15 protein-coding genes are annotated in these 17,400 nt (G+C 43.6%); all 15 read left to right on the top strand.

What is annotated here, in order from left to right; all coding sequences use genetic code 11:
* The first annotated feature begins 150 nt into the window (after positions 1-150).
* The 15 genes from tsf (at position 151) to dnaE (ending at position 17,372) form a co-directional block, all read left to right on the top strand.
* Positions 151-1,023 (top strand): translation elongation factor Ts, encoded by an 873-nt coding sequence (gene tsf / locus QR722_RS14490; RefSeq protein WP_286283624.1) that lies wholly within the window; start codon positions 151-153, stop codon positions 1,021-1,023.
* A gap of 137 nt (positions 1,024-1,160) precedes the next feature.
* Complete coding sequence (pyrH, locus tag QR722_RS14485) at positions 1,161-1,901, top strand: UMP kinase (RefSeq protein ID WP_286283623.1); 741 nt, start codon at positions 1,161-1,163, stop codon at positions 1,899-1,901.
* 26 nt (positions 1,902-1,927) lie between these two features.
* The gene (gene frr, locus QR722_RS14480; RefSeq protein WP_286283622.1) at positions 1,928-2,485 is read left to right on the top strand and encodes a ribosome recycling factor; all 558 of its coding nucleotides are present in this window, start codon (positions 1,928-1,930) and stop codon (positions 2,483-2,485) included.
* 34 nt (positions 2,486-2,519) lie between these two features.
* A complete protein-coding gene (gene uppS / locus QR722_RS14475) occupies positions 2,520-3,248 on the top strand; it encodes a polyprenyl diphosphate synthase (RefSeq protein ID WP_286283621.1) in 729 nt (242 codons plus the stop codon).
* Positions 3,249-3,279: 31 nt separating this feature from the next.
* Positions 3,280-4,143 carry a phosphatidate cytidylyltransferase gene (locus QR722_RS14470; RefSeq protein ID WP_286283619.1) on the top strand — a complete coding sequence of 288 codons (864 nt, stop codon included), beginning with the start codon at positions 3,280-3,282 and terminating at the stop codon, positions 4,141-4,143.
* Positions 4,143-5,327, top strand: coding sequence for a 1-deoxy-D-xylulose-5-phosphate reductoisomerase (gene ispC / locus QR722_RS14465; RefSeq protein WP_286283618.1), 1,185 nt, complete (start codon positions 4,143-4,145; stop codon positions 5,325-5,327). Before QR722_RS14470 ends, ispC begins: the two co-directional genes overlap by 1 nt.
* Entirely contained in the window at positions 5,324-6,670 is a 1,347-nt protein-coding gene (rseP, locus tag QR722_RS14460) for a sigma E protease regulator RseP (protein ID WP_286283617.1), read from the top strand. Before ispC ends, rseP begins: the two co-directional genes overlap by 4 nt.
* 62 nt (positions 6,671-6,732) lie before the next feature.
* Positions 6,733-9,201 (top strand): outer membrane protein assembly factor BamA, encoded by a 2,469-nt coding sequence (gene bamA / locus QR722_RS14455; protein WP_286283616.1) that lies wholly within the window; start codon positions 6,733-6,735, stop codon positions 9,199-9,201.
* A 55-nt stretch (positions 9,202-9,256) separates the two neighbouring features.
* Entirely contained in the window at positions 9,257-9,772 is a 516-nt protein-coding gene (locus QR722_RS14450; protein ID WP_286283615.1) for an OmpH/Skp family outer membrane protein, read from the top strand.
* A gap of 14 nt (positions 9,773-9,786) precedes the next feature.
* Positions 9,787-10,818, top strand: coding sequence for a UDP-3-O-(3-hydroxymyristoyl)glucosamine N-acyltransferase (gene lpxD / locus QR722_RS14445; RefSeq protein WP_286283614.1), 1,032 nt, complete (start codon positions 9,787-9,789; stop codon positions 10,816-10,818).
* Positions 10,819-10,860: 42 nt separating this feature from the next.
* On the top strand, positions 10,861-11,307 hold the full coding sequence (gene fabZ / locus QR722_RS14440; RefSeq protein ID WP_286283613.1) for a 3-hydroxyacyl-ACP dehydratase FabZ: 447 nt from the start codon (positions 10,861-10,863) through the stop codon (positions 11,305-11,307).
* Positions 11,308-11,310: 3 nt separating this feature from the next.
* A complete protein-coding gene (gene lpxA / locus QR722_RS14435) occupies positions 11,311-12,081 on the top strand; it encodes an acyl-ACP--UDP-N-acetylglucosamine O-acyltransferase (RefSeq protein ID WP_286283612.1) in 771 nt (256 codons plus the stop codon).
* Positions 12,082-12,111: 30 nt separating this feature from the next.
* Positions 12,112-13,293, top strand: a complete 1,182-nt coding sequence (gene lpxB, locus QR722_RS14430) for a lipid-A-disaccharide synthase (RefSeq protein ID WP_286283611.1) — start codon at positions 12,112-12,114, stop codon at positions 13,291-13,293.
* A 13-nt stretch (positions 13,294-13,306) separates the two neighbouring features.
* Complete coding sequence (rnhB, locus tag QR722_RS14425; protein WP_286287688.1) at positions 13,307-13,897, top strand: ribonuclease HII; 591 nt, start codon at positions 13,307-13,309, stop codon at positions 13,895-13,897.
* Entirely contained in the window at positions 13,887-17,372 is a 3,486-nt protein-coding gene (dnaE, locus tag QR722_RS14420; RefSeq protein WP_286283610.1) for a DNA polymerase III subunit alpha, read from the top strand. Before rnhB ends, dnaE begins: the two co-directional genes overlap by 11 nt.
* Positions 17,373-17,400 lie beyond the last annotated feature (28 nt).

Genomic DNA, 17,400 nt, shown 5'->3' with positions numbered 1-17,400 from the left:
GACTAAAATTCTTAGTACTGGTAACTCAATTGTCATTTTGCTGTTATGTTTTAACGGCAAAATGACCCAAACAATTCATCAGGGCGGTATATGTATACGGCCCTGATTTTTTTAAAATATGAACTCATTTGAAATGCTGAGGAAACCAAAATGGCAGTGACAGCAGCCCTAGTAAAAGAACTTCGTGAGCGCACTGGCGCCGGCATGTTAGATTGTAAGAAAGCATTAGTGGAAACTGATGGTGATATCGAGCTGGCAATTGAAAACATGCGTAAGTCTGGTCAAGCAAAAGCCGCTAAAAAAGCGGGTCGTATTGCTGCCGAAGGCGTGATCATGACTAAAGTTGGTAACGGTGTTGCCACCATGATGGAAATCAACAGTGAAACTGATTTCGTAGCCCGTGATGAAGGTTTCTTAGCCTTTGCTAACAAAATCGTAGATCTTGCTGCAGCTGAGAAAATCAACGATATCGAAGTGCTTAAAGAGCGCGAAATCGATGGAACTAAAGTAAGCGACTTGCGTGATACTTTAGTGGCTAAGATCGGCGAAAATATTTCTCCACGTCGTGTCATCACTGTTGAAGGTGATAACCTTGGTGCCTATGTACACAGCGGCCGTATCGGCGTAATCGCTATTTTGCAAGGTGGTGATGAAGAGTTGGCGAAAGACGTAGCAATGCATGTTGCTGCTGCTAGTCCTCAATTCGTTAAGCCTGAAGATGTGGCGCAAGAAGTTGTCGATAAAGAGAAAGAAATCCAAATCGAAATCGCTATCCAATCAGGTAAGCCTGCCGACATCGCTGAAAAAATGGTGTCTGGTCGCATGAAAAAATTCACTGGCGAGATCAGCTTAACTGGTCAACCTTTTGTTAAAGATCCTTCAATGACTGTAGGCGAATTGCTTAAGTCTAAAGGTGCTGATGTTATCAACTTCGTACGTTTTGAAGTGGGTGAAGGTATCGAGAAGAAAGAAGAAGATTTTGCAGCTGAAGTTGCTGCGCAAATGGCCGCTGCAAAGAAATAATTGCGCCTTTCGCTTTTGCGTAAAGCCATTGTCATATAAACTATCGGCACCTCAATTTGAGGTGCCTTTTTATATGCGTTAACGGATCGTAAGAATCAGTAGCGTTACTTAGCCAATATTGAAGGAATTGCCAACCAATGAGTATTGCACCAAAGTCTGCCTATCGTAGAATTTTACTAAAGTTAAGCGGTGAAGCCCTGATGGGTTCTGAAGGTTTCGGTATCGATCCGAAAGTGCTAGACAGAATGGCCCAAGAAATTAAAGAGCTGGTTGAAATGGGTGTGCAAGTTGGGCTAGTCATTGGCGGCGGCAATCTGTTCCGCGGTGAAGGATTAGCAAAAGCCGGTATGAATCGCGTGGTTGGCGATCATATGGGTATGCTTGCCACTGTGATGAATGGCCTAGCTATGCGCGACGCACTGCACCGAGCTTTTGTCAATGCGCGTTTAATGTCAGCGATTCCTCTTAACGGTGTGTGCGATGCATATAACTGGACAGAAGCTATCAGCTTACTGAAATCTGGGCGTGTGGTTATTTTTTCAGCCGGTACCGGCAACCCGTTTTTTACGACAGATTCTGCAGCCTGTTTGCGGGGAATCGAAATTGAAGCCGATGCGGTTTTAAAAGGAACTAAAGTTGATGGGGTGTATGACGATGACCCTGTTACTAATCCCGATGCAGTGCTACTAAAAAATGTTAGCTACCAAGAAGTACTAGAAAAAGAACTTAAAGTGATGGACTTGGCTGCTTTCACATTGGCTCGTGACCACAGTTTGCCGATTCGTGTATACAACATGAATACACCTGGTATTTTACGCAGAGTGGTTATGGGTGAAGATGATGGAACTACCATCTCACATCAGAAAACAAACGATTAATAAAAAAGAATTATAGGGAGACTGCCGTGATAAACGAGATTCAAAGTGATGCTAAGCAGAGAATGGAAAAAAGTATTAGTGCGCTCAAAAGTCAGCTCAGTAAAATACGCACTGGCCGCGCGCATCCAGCGCTACTTGATAGCATTATGGTGCCATATTACGGCACTGATACTCCGCTCAAGCAGTTAGCCAATATCTTTGCTGAAGATGCCAGAACACTTGCACTAACCGTGTTTGATAAAAGCGCTTCCGCTGCGGTCGAAAAAGCTATTATGCAATCAGATCTTGGATTAAATCCGATGAGCTCTGGTACAGCAATGCGCATTCCTTTGCCAGCGCTGACTGAAGAACGTCGTAAAGACTTAATAAAAGTGGTTCGCAATGAAGCCGAACAGGGCCGAGTAGCGGTGCGAAATATTCGTCGAGATGCCAATGCAGATATCAAAGAATTGCTCAAAGAAAAAGAGTTGAGTGAAGACGAAAGTCGCAAAGGTGAGGAAATGATTCAAAAACTAACAGATGAATTTGTTAAAAGTATTGATGTGATGCTGCAAGATAAAGAAAAAGAGTTGATGGAGATCTAAGTTCGTTAAGACGACTTAGTTCCCTATCCTATCTATGACAGATTCTAAAATACCTAAGCACGTTGCCATCATCATGGATGGCAACGGTCGTTGGGCTAAGAAAAAAGGCAAAATTCGCACCTTTGGCCATAAAGCTGGTGTGGAATCAGTCCGGGCAGCGGTGCGTTTTGCCCGTCAAACTGGTATCCAATCTTTAACTCTATTTGCTTTTAGCAGCGAGAACTGGAATCGACCCGCGGCGGAAGTTGGCGTGTTGATGGAGCTATTCAATTTCGTGTTAAATAGCGAAGCTAAGAGACTGAATAAAAATAATGTTCGATTGAAAGTGATTGGCGATACCTCGCGGTTTGACGGGGGTCTAGTAAAGAAAATTCATAAAGCCGAAGCATTAACAGAAAACAATACCTCGTTAGTGCTTAATATAGCGGCTAACTATGGTGGTCGCTGGGATATTATAAACGCGGCTAAAAACCTAGCAAAATACACGATAGAAACGAACGGCAAAATCGATGACATAAGCGAACATGATTTCAATCAATATATGTCACTTGCCGAGCAACCTGAATTAGATTTATTAATTCGCACAGGTGGAGAGCATCGCATCAGTAACTTTTTGATGTGGCAATGTGCCTATGCTGAATTTTATTTTACTGACACATTGTGGCCCGATTTCGATGAACAGGCCTTCCAACTTGCAATAGATGACTTTGCCGACAGACAACGTCGTTTTGGTTTAACTGGCGAGCAGGTAGAGTGCAAATGATGTCGGCCGCAAGTTGGAGTAGTTCAATACTATGTTAAAGCAGCGCATCATAACTGCTCTTATCCTAGCGCCTTTAGCGTTGGCAGCAATAATATTATTACCGTTATTTTGGTTCGAAATCTTTATCGCTTTCGTGATGGGCATGGGGGGATATGAATGGGCAAATATGTCAGGTATATCGAAACGCCCCTACAAAGCCTTGTTTGCTGTATTTATTTTAGCCTGTTGTTTATTGCAAACCTATTTGGTTCCCACAGAATTAATTTGGTATCAAGGTGCATTAAACCCAGTGTATAAATTGATTTTGGGGATTGCTGCTATTTGGTGGTTAGTCTCATTGCTGATGATATTGGCTTATCCGCGTTTTTCCGCAATCTGGAAAAACAGTAAATCTATTCGCTGCTTATTTGGATTTCTAACCTTGATCCCCACATGGGTGGCGGTGGTTTCGTTACGTTCACATATGCATGATATAGATCCCTTTTATGGTGTTTCGTTAATTTTCTATGTACTGGGTATCGTCTGGGCGGCAGATATAGGCGCATTTTTTGTTGGGGTTAAATTTGGTCGGCATAAATTACGCCCTAATGTATCGCCCGGCAAAACATTGGAAGGTTTACTCGGCGGTATTGGCGCCTCCACTGCGATCATTGGCTTTGCTGCTTTGCATTACCAAGTCGACCCTACCCGTATATGGATGCACATACTGATAGGTGGATTAACCGTGGCCGTGTCAGCTCTGGGTGATCTGAATGAAAGTATGTTTAAGCGTTGCGCCGGTATTAAGGATAGCGGGAAGATATTACCGGGTCACGGCGGGTTATTAGATCGAATTGATAGCCTTACTGCTGCGTTTCCTGTGTTTGCCTTCTGTTATGTTATGTGGATGGCTTGATGCAAAACATAACAATTCTAGGGGCAACAGGTTCAATAGGTCAGAGCACACTCGATGTGATAGCTCTACACCCAGACAAATTTAACGTCGTCGCCTTAACGGCGCACAGCAATATAGATAAGTTAATAGAACAAGCAAAAACCTGTCAGCCTGAGTTTTTGGTCATTTCCGATCAGGCAAATTACCTGCAGACTAAGCAAAAATTAGCCCGCGCCAAACTATCTTGTGAGCTGTTAACCGGCCACCAGGGCCTATGTCATGTCGCTCAATTGGAAAGCGTCGACAGTGTAATGGCCGCTATTGTAGGCGCTGCGGGTTTGCTACCGACCTTATCAGCTGTCAAAGCAGGTAAGAAGGTGATGCTAGCCAACAAAGAGTCTTTAGTAATGTGTGGTGATATTTTTATTCAAGAAGTGAATAAAAGTGGTGCACAACTATTGCCAATTGATAGCGAACACAATGCCATTTTTCAGTGTCTTCCGCAGAGCTTTGAGTACGGTGATTTAGCGGCATCAGGTATTGCCAAAATTTTATTGACGGGATCAGGCGGTCCGTTTCTAACTCGTCCGTTAGATAGTTTTGATAAAATCACTCCCGATCAAGCTTGTGCTCATCCGAATTGGGATATGGGTAGAAAAATTTCAGTAGACTCAGCTACCATGATGAATAAAGGCTTGGAATTCATTGAAGCCAAATGGCTGTTCGGCTTAGCCTGCGAAGATATTCAAATTGTGTTACATCCACAAAGTATCATTCACTCCATGGTCCAATACGTCGATGGTTCAGTATTGGCGCAAATGGGTAACCCCGATATGCGCACCCCTATTGCCCATTGTTTGTCTTTTCCCGAGCGGATTGATTCAGGTGTCAAGCCATTGGATTTCTCGGCCCTGACGGATTTTAGTTTTGAGCTTGCCGACTTCAATAGATACCCTAATTTACGCACGGCAATTGAGGCCTGTAAAGCAGGTCAATATGCCACTACAACACTGAACGCGGTGAACGAAATTAGCGTTGAGGCATTTTTGTCTGGGCGCATTCGTTTTACTGATATCGCCAGATTGAATCGGCGGATTGTGGAACAAAGTGAAGCCTGTGCTTTAAATTCAGTAGATGACGTAATCGCATTAGATCAGCAAGTTAGAAAGTTGGCGTTGCAGCAATTAGATAAGGCCTGTGCATGATCGCTTTCCTGTGGAATTTAGTCTCTTTTATTATCGCCCTAGGAATTTTAGTGGCTGTCCATGAATGGGGACATTTTTGGGTTGCTCGGCGTTGTGGCGTCAAAGTTCAACGTTTTTCAATTGGCTTTGGCAAAGCGCTTTGGCGCACCACTGATTCCTTAGGAACCGAGTATGTGATCGCAGCTATACCCCTTGGTGGCTATGTGAAAATGCTTGATGAGAGAGTGGAGCAAGTTAAAGAGGCTGATTTGCCTTATGCTTTCAACCGTCAGCCTGTATTGAAGCGAATTGCGATTGTTTCCGCCGGACCTATTGTTAATTTTTTATTTGCCGTCCTAGCCATGTATTTTCTATTGTTGATTGGCGAACAGGCAGTAAAGCCGGTGATTGGTGACGTCCAAGCAAATTCAATAGCCTCCCAGGCAGGGGTTCAAACGGGCGATGAAATTATCGCATTGGCAGGCCGTGAGACCCTTGACTGGCAGGAAGTGAATTATGAAATAATGGGAGCCATCGGTGATGCTAGCGTACCCATGCAAGTTTCAAGTTCGGCAGGTTATACCCGTACTATTGAATTAGATTTAACTAAATGGCAATTTGACCCAGAAAAACAATCTGCATTGGCTAGTTTAGGTATAATCCCATTTGTTCCCAAGGCAACAAATCAAATGGCCATGGTGGAGAAATATTCTCCAGGTTATAACGCTGGCTTGCGCGAGAATGACTTAATTGTTGGGTTCAATGGAACTCCTGTTGAAAAATGGGAACAAACAGTGGAGTTGATCGAACAACATCCGTTGCAAGACGTCGCAATTACTATTGAACGAGAGGGTGAAATAAAGATCTTAAATGCCACTGTTGGAGTGAAGTCCGATGGGTCAGGCAAAGGGTTACTCGGGGTCATCTCCTATCGAGAGCCATGGCCTGAGGATTATATATTCGTAAAACAATATGGTCCTATCGATGCTTTGTTTCAAGGAGTAGATAGTACTTGGCGTTTGATAACATTAAGTCTTGATATGCTCGGTAAGCTATTTACCGGTGACGTATCGGTTAAAAATTTGAGCGGACCTATATCCATTGCCCAAGGGGCAGGTATGAGTGCCAGTTATGGTATTGTCGCTTTTTTAGGCTTTTTAGCCTTAATTAGCGTGAATTTGGGAATAATTAACCTTTTACCTCTACCTGTGCTTGATGGCGGCCATTTACTCTATTACTTTATAGAGCTTTTAACGGGGCGTCCGGTTTCAGAGTCGGTTCAGGAAGTTGGGTTTAAGATTGGTGGAATCATCTTAATACTGTTGATGGCCGTTGCCTTTTATAATGATATTGCGCGACTATAACGCGCATTGAACAAGATGCTGTGTAGTGACTAGCATTGAGTGCTTAGGAAGAATATTAATAAATGAAGTTAAAACAGTTAGTTGTAGCCGGATTACTGTTATCCAGTGCTAGCTTTGCAAATGCAGCACCTGAAAACGAGTTTTTGGTGTCTGATATTAAAGTGGAAGGATTACAACGGGTTGCTCTTGGAGCGGCGCTGACTTATCTGCCCGTCAAAGTTGGCGATCAAATGAACAGTTTCCGCAGTGCTCAGCTGATCCGCAGTCTGTATTCCTCTACGCATTTTGAAAGCATAGAAATTTTACGTGATGGCACGACTTTAGTGGTGCGGGTAAAAGAGCGTCCGACTATCAGTAATATTATCTTTGATGGCAATGATGACATCAAAGATGAACAATTGCAGGAAAGTCTCGAAGGCAACAATATTCGCGTGGGTGAGCCACTAGACAAAACCGTATTAACCGGTATTGAGAATGGTCTAAAGGACTTCTTTTACAGCATAGGTAAATATAATGCTGATGTCAGTGCCATAGTCACGCCTTTACCTAGAAATCGAATCGATCTGAAGTTTCTCTTTGAAGAAGGCGACTCCGCCCAAATTCAACAAATCAACATCGTCGGTAACGAAGTCTTTTCAGATGCTGAACTATTCCGTCAAATGGAATTAAAATTCGATGCTCCATGGTGGGATTTCTTATCTGAAACCCGTTATCAGAAGCAGACGCTTTCGGGCGATATGGAAACATTACGCAGTTATTATCTCGACAGAGGGTATTTACGTTATACCGTCGATTCCACTCAAGTATCAATGACACCTGAAAAAGATGGTATTTATATCACTTTGAATATTACTGAAGGTGAGCAGTACCGGATTTCAGACGTTGAACTTGTAGGTGATGTGCTTGGCAATGAAGAGTATATGAAAGCTATAATGCCATTGGTTAGTGGCGAGCTTTATAATCAAGCTGAGGTGACTTATACAGAAGAGTTTATTAGTAAGTATCTCGGTCGTTTTGGTTATGCTTATCCACAAGTAACCACCATCCCAGAAATAAATGATGAAGATAAGACGGTAAAATTGACCCTGTCGGTTGACCCAGGCAAACGTATTTATGTGCGCCGAATTAATTTCGAAGGGAATACCGTGACCGCCGACGATGTATTGCGTCAAGGTGTAAGCCAAATGGAAGGTACCTGGTTATCGAATAATCTTCTTGATTCATCGAAAAATACTTTATCCAGATTGACCTATATGGAAGAAGTGGATTTTGAAACTGTGCGCCTGCCCGGTGAAGATGACAAAGTAGATGTCATCTATAAAGTCAAAGAACAGCCATCTGGGTCTTTTAATGCCGGTATAGGTTATGGTGATAGAACCAACTTAAGCCTTCAAGCTGGTATTCAACAAGATAACTTTTTAGGTACGGGTAAACGACTGGCATTTAATATCAGTACTGTGTCATACCAAAAGAGCGTGCAGCTTTCGTATACTGACCCTTACTTCACCATAGATGGTATCAGTTTAGGTGGAAATATTGCTTACAGTGAATTCGATGCAGGTAATGCCAACCTAATCCAGTACAACAGTAAACAGTACTCCCTTGGGGTGAATGTTGGCTATCCAATTAACGAGTTCAACCGAATAAACTTTGGTATGACATACAGTGACGTCGAGTTGTCTCGTCGTAGCTCCTATGAACAAACGGATCGTTTCTATAGTCAATTTATCGACCCGAGCAATCCGGATGCACCGATCAGTTACAATAGTTTCTTAGCATCGGTCTCGTGGAGTCGCAGCACACTTAACAGAGGTATTTTCCCAACTGCAGGGTCATCACAAAGTGCGTCCTTCAGTATTACAACCCCTAACTCAGACGTTAATTACTTTAAAAGTATTATAGATAACAAATTTTATTTCCCGTTAACCAGAGATCAGCGTTGGTCTATTTTGGCTAGGCTTCGTGCAGGTTACGGAAATGGTTATGGTGATACAGACGGAAATGAACAAGTGTTACCTTTCACCCAGAACTTTACGGCTGGTGGTAGCGATACCTTACGAGGCTTTGAGAATAATACCGTTGGACCACGAGGCGTTCAAAGAAATCCCCGCAGTATCCAAGGTCCGGATGGAACTATCTACTTAGGACCAGAGTCCGACTTAATTAGTGTTTCTTCAAGATCCCTTGGTGGCAACGCGATGTTATTGGGCGGACTAGAATTTATTGTACCGACGCCCTTTGTTGGTGAAGAATTAGATAATTCTGTACGTTCGAGTTTCTTTTTCGATGTGGGTAACGTTTGGGATACCGAATTTGACTTTAAAGAATATAGAGATTTAGATGCGGCTAACAGCGCTGCTGACCCAGTTTCAGACTATAGCGATTGGACTCGCTATAGAGCTTCAGCTGGAGTTTCTGTACAATGGCTGTCACCCATGGGCCCTATGGTATTCAGTTTTTCTAGAGCACTACAAGAACGCGTTGGTGATGATGTTAAATTCTTCACCTTCAATATAGGCCAAACATTTTAATCTTAGGTTAGCAATTAGGCTAACCAAAAAATATAACAACAGGAAGGAGTTACCCTTGAAACAGTTAGTTAAAACACTTTTTGCAACCGCATTGTTAAGCAGCGCACTATTAAGTTCAGCAGCTATGGCTGAACAACGTATTGGAGTTGTTAATCGCGACGCTATCGTGCAGCAGATGCCTCAGGCCATTGCTAGTAGCCAGTCTCTGCAAATAGAGTTTAAAGATGAAGGCACAAAAGTAGAAGCCTTGCGTCAGAAAATGGCGGCAGATTTAGAGAAGTTACGTAAAGATGCTCCGACCATGAGCGAAGCGCAAATCAAAGCGGAGCAAGAACGTTTGCAAGCTGCCAATACAGAATATGAAGCTATTGCTAAGCCTTTACAGGAAAAAATCCAAAAGCGTAGACAAGAAGAAAACGTAAAAGTCGTTACGCTACTTAATCAAGCTATTCAAGCGGTAGTTACTGAAGAAAAACTTGATTTGGTACTAGACAGACAAGCAGTAGTATTTGCCACTCCTCAATACGATATCTCTGAAAAAGTATTGAAGAAAGTTAGCCAAATGAAGTAAGGCTAGGAGCCCGCATGCAGTCAATCAGTCTTAAGTCATTGGCAGAAAAGATAGGTGCAACGTTACATTTATCTGGCGATGATAACGAAGATACCCAGATAAATAGTTTGGGAACCTTGGCCGGTGCGGGCATTGGTCAGATTTCTTTTTTGTCCAATAGCAAGTATCGTAATCAACTTGCTGACACGACAGCACAAGCTGTAATTCTACATCCTGATGAATTATCCCATTGCCCTAGTACAGCGTTAGTGCATACAAATCCTTATGTGGGTTTTGCACTAGCTGCCCAAGCTCTTGATACCACTCCTGACGCCGCCTCAGGCATAGCTGCAAGCGCAGTGATAGCCGAGGACGCGGTGCTTGGGACAGGTGTCAGTATTGGTCCCAATGCGGTAATAGAGTCGGGTGTAGTGCTAGGCGATCATGTGCAAGTTGGTGCTGGGTGTTTTATTGGTAAAAACTGTCAGATTGGCAGCTATACTAAATTATGGGCAAATGTTTCCCTCTATCATAATACAATTATGGGTGAGCAATGCTTAGTGCAATCGGCTACAGTGATAGGTAGCGACGGTTTCGGCTATGCCAATGACAAAGGTCGATGGATTAAAATCCCGCAACTTGGAAAAGTTGTGATAGGCAACCGAGTTGAAATTGGAGCCAGTACTACAATCGATCGCGGTGCGCTAGAAGATACCATCATTGCAGACGGCGTTATCATTGATAACCAAGTACAACTCGCCCATAACGTACACTTGGGAGAAAACACTGCGATGGCTGCCTGCAGCGTAATCGCTGGAAGTACTAAACTTGGGCGTAATTGTTCTATTGCGGGATTATGCGGTATCAACGGGCATATCGATATTTGTGATAATGTCCATTTCACTGGTATGAGTATGGTAACAAAAAGTATCAGCGAAGCCGGGGTGTATTCATCTGGGATGCCGGCTGTTTCCAATCGGGAATGGCGCAAAAATGCCGTTTATTTAAGACAAATTTCATCTATTGCTGATCGTGTCAAAGCGTTGGAAAAACAACATTCAAAATAGTGAATTAGTCTTGCTTATTCACTGATTAAAGGAGATCAGCCTTTGGCCGACCATTTAAACCCTATCGAAATAGAAGAAATACTAGAGCTGTTACCCCACAGATATCCCTTTTTGTTGATTGACAGAGTAACTGACTACACCTTGGGTGATTCAATTAAAGCCTATAAAAACATTACTTTTAACGAGCCATGTTTCACCGGTCATTTTCCGGGTAAGCCGATTTTCCCTGGCGTATTGATACTAGAAGCCATGGCACAAGCGGCCGGTGTACTAGGTTTTAAAACGGCTGGAAATACAGATGAGTTATACTTGTATGCTGGCATAGACAATGCACGTTTTAAACTTCCAGTTGTTCCTGGTGACAGACTGGACTTTGACGTTGTGTTAGTCAAAGAACGGCGTGGGATCTGGAAATTCCGCGGAACGGCAAGTGTTGATGGAAAGGAAGCCTGTATAGCTGAATTTATGTGTGCAATGAGGAAAATGTAAGCTGTGATCCATCAAACTGCTATAATTCATCCTTCTGCAAAATTAGCTGCTGACGTCCAGGTTGGCGCTTACACTTTGATCGACGCCGATGTTGAAATTGGCAGCGGCACTATTATTGAGTCACACGTGGTGATCAAAGGCCCAACAAAAATAGGCAAGAACAACCACTTTTTTCAATTTGCGTCTGTCGGCGAGCAATGCCAAGACAAGAAATACGCTGGTGAGCCTACCAGACTAGAAATTGGCGATAATAATGTGTTCCGTGAGTGTGTCACACTGCACAGAGGCACCGTACAAGACAACAGCTTAACCTCTATCGGCTCTAACAACTTGTTGATGGCGTATGTCCACGTAGCTCATGATTGTATGGTCGGTAACGATAATATCCTTGCCAACAATACTACCTTAGCAGGCCATGTGCATTTAGGTGATTCAGTGATCCTTGGTGGAATGACTGCCGTGCATCAATTTTGCCATATTGGTTCGCATAGTTTTACCGGTGGTGGCTGTGTGGTGCTTCGTGATATTCCACCTTTCGTGATGGTAAGCGGAACTGACAATACACCGGCGGGAATTAATTCCGAAGGCTTACGTCGAAGAGGTTTCGATAAAGATGCCATTCTTCAAATCCGTCGAGCCTATAAAATACTCTATCGTAGCGGAAATCGCGCCGAAGAGGCAGTTGAGAAATTACGTGAAATGGCCAAAGAAACTAGCGAAGTAGGTCAAATGGCAGAATTCGTCGCGAATTCATCCAGAGGCATCATTCGTTAGCATGTGCCTTTAACCCTGTGTTTTTCTGAAATGTCCGCCAAGCCCCTTAAAATTGCAATTGTTGCCGGAGAAGCCTCCGGTGACGTACTTGCAGCAGGTCTTATCAAACAAATAAGACAGATACACCCAGATGCAATCATTGAAGGGATTGCCGGTCCCAACATGTTACAGCAAGGGTGTAAGACGCTGTTTGACATGGAAGAGTTATCAGTCATGGGGTTGGTAGAGGTTTTATCGCGAATTCGCCGACTGCTGCATATCCGCAAAACAGTATTTGAATATTTCAAAGCCAACAAGCCCGATGTCTATATCGGCGTGGATGCCCCTGATTTTAATCTCCCACTTGAAAAGAAATTAAAAAAACTCGGTATTAAAACGGTGCACTATGTGAGCCCAACTGTGTGGGCATGGCGTGAAAATCGTATCTATGGGATTGGTGAAGCCACCAACCTAGTGCTGAGTATTTTTCCGTTTGAGAAGCAAGTCTACGACAAACATGGTTTTCCCTGTCGTTTCGTTGGCCACACTATGGCCGATGATATTCCACTGCAACCTGATCAACAGCTAGCTCGACAGTCATTTACTGACCTAGCCGTTGGGGCCGACGAAAAAGTTCTGGCCTTATTACCCGGTAGTCGTGCCGGTGAAGTCAATATGCTGCTGGATATTTTCCTTCAAAGTGCAGCGCTTGCAAGTAACACAATAGGGCCGCTACGTGTTCTGATCCCAGCGGTTAATGAGCTTCGAAAACAGCAGATTGAATTAATTGTTAGTCAATTCAAACAACAGCAAGATTATCCTGAGGGATTAACCGTATCGGTTTTGCTCGGTCAGTCACGTAATGTGATGATTGCCGCGGATGCAATTCTGCTTGCCTCTGGCACGGCCTCTTTGGAAGCCATGTTATGCAAACGACCTATGGTAGTGGCTTACCGGTTAAGATGGCTTACTCATCAAATGATGAAGAAGCTGTACAAAGCGAAATATTTCTCATTGCCGAATTTGTTGGCAGACCAGAAAATTGTGCCTGAATTACTCCAAGATGATGTCAACCCGGCCACTATAGTCGAGTATATTGTCCCGATGTTGCAAGGTGAGAATAGCCAAGTTAGCCAAAAATTTGTAGACCTACATAAAATGTTAAAACAAGATGCAGATAAACAATCTGCACTTGCCGTACTGGAATTAATTGAAGGGCCGAAACGTGACTAATACAAATTCAGCCATGGTTTTTTTGGCGGGTGTAGACGAAGTAGGGCGAGGTCCTTTGGTGGGCGATGTGGTTACCGCTGCAGTGATTTTGGACCCGCATAAACCGATCGACGGATTAAACGACTCAAAGAAATTGAGCGAAAAGAAACGCAATGCTTTATTTCAGCAAATATTAGATTGCAGTTTAAGTTGGGCTATTGGGCGGGCAAGCCCGCAAGAAATTGATCATTTAAATATTTTACAAGCTACTATGTTAGCCATGACACGGGCAGTAGATGGTCTCAGCATACGACCCGATTTCGTAAAAGTGGATGGCAATCGTTGTCCCAATTGGGGGTATGCTAGCGAAGCCATAGTTAAAGGTGATGGCAGTGTCGCTGAGATTTCAGCGGCTTCTATACTGGCGAAAGTCACCCGAGATCAGGAGATGCAAGCATTGCATTTGCAATACCCTCAATATGGCTTTGATCAACATAAAGGTTATCCAACAAAGGCGCATATGCAAAAATTAGCGGAATTTGGCCCAACCAAAGAATATCGAATGAGTTTTAAACCTGTACAACAGGCTTTGTTGCAGCATAGCGGAGTGGTTCATGCAGTCTGAAGGCCACGTCATTTCCAATAGTTTTATTCATCTAAGGGTCCATAGCGATTACTCGATGATGGATGGCTTAAACAAAGTTAAACCCATTTTGGCCAAGGTCAAAGAATTGGGAATGCCTGCTGTTGCGATTACCGATCAGATGAATATGTGTGGTTTGGTTAAGTACTATGAAACAGCCCATGCTAACGGCATTAAGCCTATTGTAGGGGCTGATTTTTGGGTGCAAAGTGATGAAATGGGCGATGAGATATTTCGCTTAACTTTGCTGGCGATGAACAATCAGGGTTACAAAAATATTACTCTGTTGATATCCGAAGCCTATCAACGTGGCCATGTACAAAACAGAGCGGTAATTGACAAGCAGTGGCTGGTTAAATACTCAGCTGGCGTGATCATCATATCGGGGGGGATTTCCGGCGATTTAGGGAAAGCCCTGACAAAAGGTAATATGCCAGTGGCACTTGCCATGACCCAATTTTATCAGCAGCACTTTGCCGATAGGTTCTATTTAGAATTGACTCGTACCGGTCGACCGGGAGAACAGGAGTATATCCAACGAGCCACTCAATGGGCCCATCAGCAAGCATTACCCGTGGTGGCCACTAATGAAGTGTGCTTTATCGATCAAGAAGGTTTTGCGGCACATGATATTCGGGTCTGTATTCATGATGGCTACACCAGAGACGACAAACGACGTCCTAAAAACTATAGCGAACAACAATATTTACGCACAAGTGAAGAGATGTGTGAGTTGTTTTCGGACATTCCAGAAGCTCTGCAAAATACCGTCGAAATCGCCAAACGCTGTAATGTTACCGTTCAATTAGGCACTTACTTTTTGCCAGATTTCCCTACCCAGGGAATGGATATCAAAGACTTTCTGGTCAAGGTATCTAAAGAGGGGCTAGAGCGTCGATTAGCATTTTTATTTCCCGATGAACAAGAGCGTAAAGAAAAGCGCCCGGAATATGATGAGCGTCTAGAAATTGAATTAGGCGTTATCAACCAAATGGGTTTTCCGGGTTACTTTTTGATCGTAATGGAGTTTATTCAGTGGAGTAAAGATAACAATATTCCGGTCGGGCCTGGACGGGGTTCGGGTGCCGGTTCCTTGGTTGCCTATGCCTTGGATATTACCGATCTGGATCCGCTGGAATACGATCTATTATTCGAACGTTTCTTGAACCCTGAACGGGTTTCGATGCCAGATTTCGACGTCGATTTCTGTATGGATCGTCGGGACGAGGTAATTGATCATGTCGCCGAAATGTATGGTCGAGATGCGGTATCACAGATCATAACCTTTGGTACCATGGCAGCTAAAGCCGTAGTGCGTGATGTTGGTCGTGTGTTGGGCCATCCATATGGATTTGTCGATAGGATATCTAAGTTGATCCCGCCAACCCCTGGGATGACCTTAGAAAAAGCCTTTGTAGAAGAGCCTCGATTACCAGAGCTATATCATCAAGATGAGGAAGTCAGGGATCTCATCGACATGTGCCGTATCTTGGAAGGGGTAACTCGTAACGCAGGTAAACATGCCGGTGGTGTGGTTATCGCGCCTACCCAAATAACTGATTTTGCGCCTTTGTATTGTGATGATGAAGGCAAGAACCCCGTCACCCAGTTTGATAAAAATGATGTCGAAACAGCCGGACTGGTTAAGTTCGATTTCTTGGGATTACGCACACTGACAATTATTCAGTGGGCTATTGATATGGTTTCCCGTGGCAAAGGCATTGATATTGATATAGCAGCAATTCCTTTAGTAGATCCTAAGTGTTTTAGGCTGTTACAAAATTCAGAAACCACCGCAGTATTCCAGTTGGAATCTCGCGGTATGAAGGATCTGATAAAACGTCTAAAGCCAGATTGTTTCGAAGATATTATTGCATTGGTAGCTTTGTTCCGACCCGGCCCGCTGCAGTCAGGCATGGTAGATAACTTTATTGATCGTAAGCATGGTCGAGAAGAGATCTCCTATCCTGATGCCGAATATCAGCATGAATGCCTTAAAGAAATTCTGCAGCCCACATACGGAATCATTCTTTACCAAGAACAGGTCATGCAGATTGCTCAGGTTATGTCTGGCTATAGTCTTGGCGGCGCCGATTTGCTTCGCCGCGCTATGGGTAAGAAAAAACCAGAAGAAATGGAAAAGCAAAGGGGCTCTTTTGAAGCGGGAGCAAAAGACAATGGCATTGACCCTGACCTGGCGATCAAAATATTCGATCTGGTAGAAAAGTTTGCGGGCTACGGATTTAACAAGTCTCACTCGGCAGCTTATGCCTTAGTGTCTTATCAAACCTTGTGGCTTAAAACCCATTATCCGGCTGAGTTTATGGCTGCGGTAATGTCTGCAGATATGGACAACACCGATAAAATTGTGACCTTGGTAGATGAATGTAATCGGATGGGTTTAACCATATTACCGCCTGATTTGAATGCCGGTCAGTACAAGTTCACCGTCGATGCTGAAGGTCGTATTGTATATGGCATAGGTGCCATAAAAGGGGTCGGTGAAGGTCCTATAGAAGCGATTATCGCTGCACGAAAAGAGCAGGGTACATTTTCGGATCTATTTGATTTTTGTACCAAAGTAGATCTGAAGAAGGTCAATAAACGGGTACTAGAAAAATTGGTTATGTCTGGTGCTATGGATAATTTAGGTCCGCATCGGGCTTGCCTAATGGCTACCTTACCAGAGGCAATAGCGGCAGCGGATCAACACGCTAAAGCCGAATCTCATGGACAATCTGACATGTTTGGCTTGTTGACCACAGAACCGGATCAAATAGAGCAAGCCTTTGCCAATGTACCTACCTGGCCTGAGAAAGTGTGGTTAGACGGTGAAAAAGAAACCCTTGGCCTATACTTAACCGGACACCCTATCAATCAGTATGAGCAGGAGCTTAAACACTATAGCTCATCAAGATTGGTTGACTTAAAACCGACCAGTAAAGAGATTACATCGACTGCAGTCGGCTTAGTCATAGGTGTCCGGGTTATGACCAATAAAAAGGGCCGGCGCTGGGCCATAGTCACATTAGATGATAAGAGTGCTAGGATAGATGCAAGGTTTTTCCCCGATATGTACGAAAAATATGAGGAACTCCTGCAACCTGACCGAATTTTGCTCATATCCGGACAGGTCAGCTTTGATGAATTCTCTGGTGGCAATACAATATCGGGCCGTGATGCGATGGATATCGTGCAAGCACGGGAGAAAAACGTAAAATGTTTGGGTTTAGAAGTTAATTCGGACTGGTGTAACCAAGCAACAGTGGCTAAACTGCAAGCAATTTTACAAAATTATCAAGGTGGAAGTTGCCCGATTAATATGCGAGTGCTTCACCCTGATGCTGAAATGGTTTTAGCATTTGGGGCACAGTGGTATGTGACACCGGAAGATCAGTTAATTTACGAATTGCAGCAAATGCTGTCTAAACAGGCAGTACAGTTGCAGTTCAGTTGACGCAAATGTGCGTTTGAAACACAAATTT

This window comes from Aliiglaciecola sp. LCG003, assembly GCF_030316135.1.
GTDB lineage: Bacteria > Pseudomonadota > Gammaproteobacteria > Enterobacterales > Alteromonadaceae > Aliiglaciecola.
Note: the sequence above shows the minus strand (reverse complement) of the source record. Positions and strands in the feature narration are given on the sequence as shown.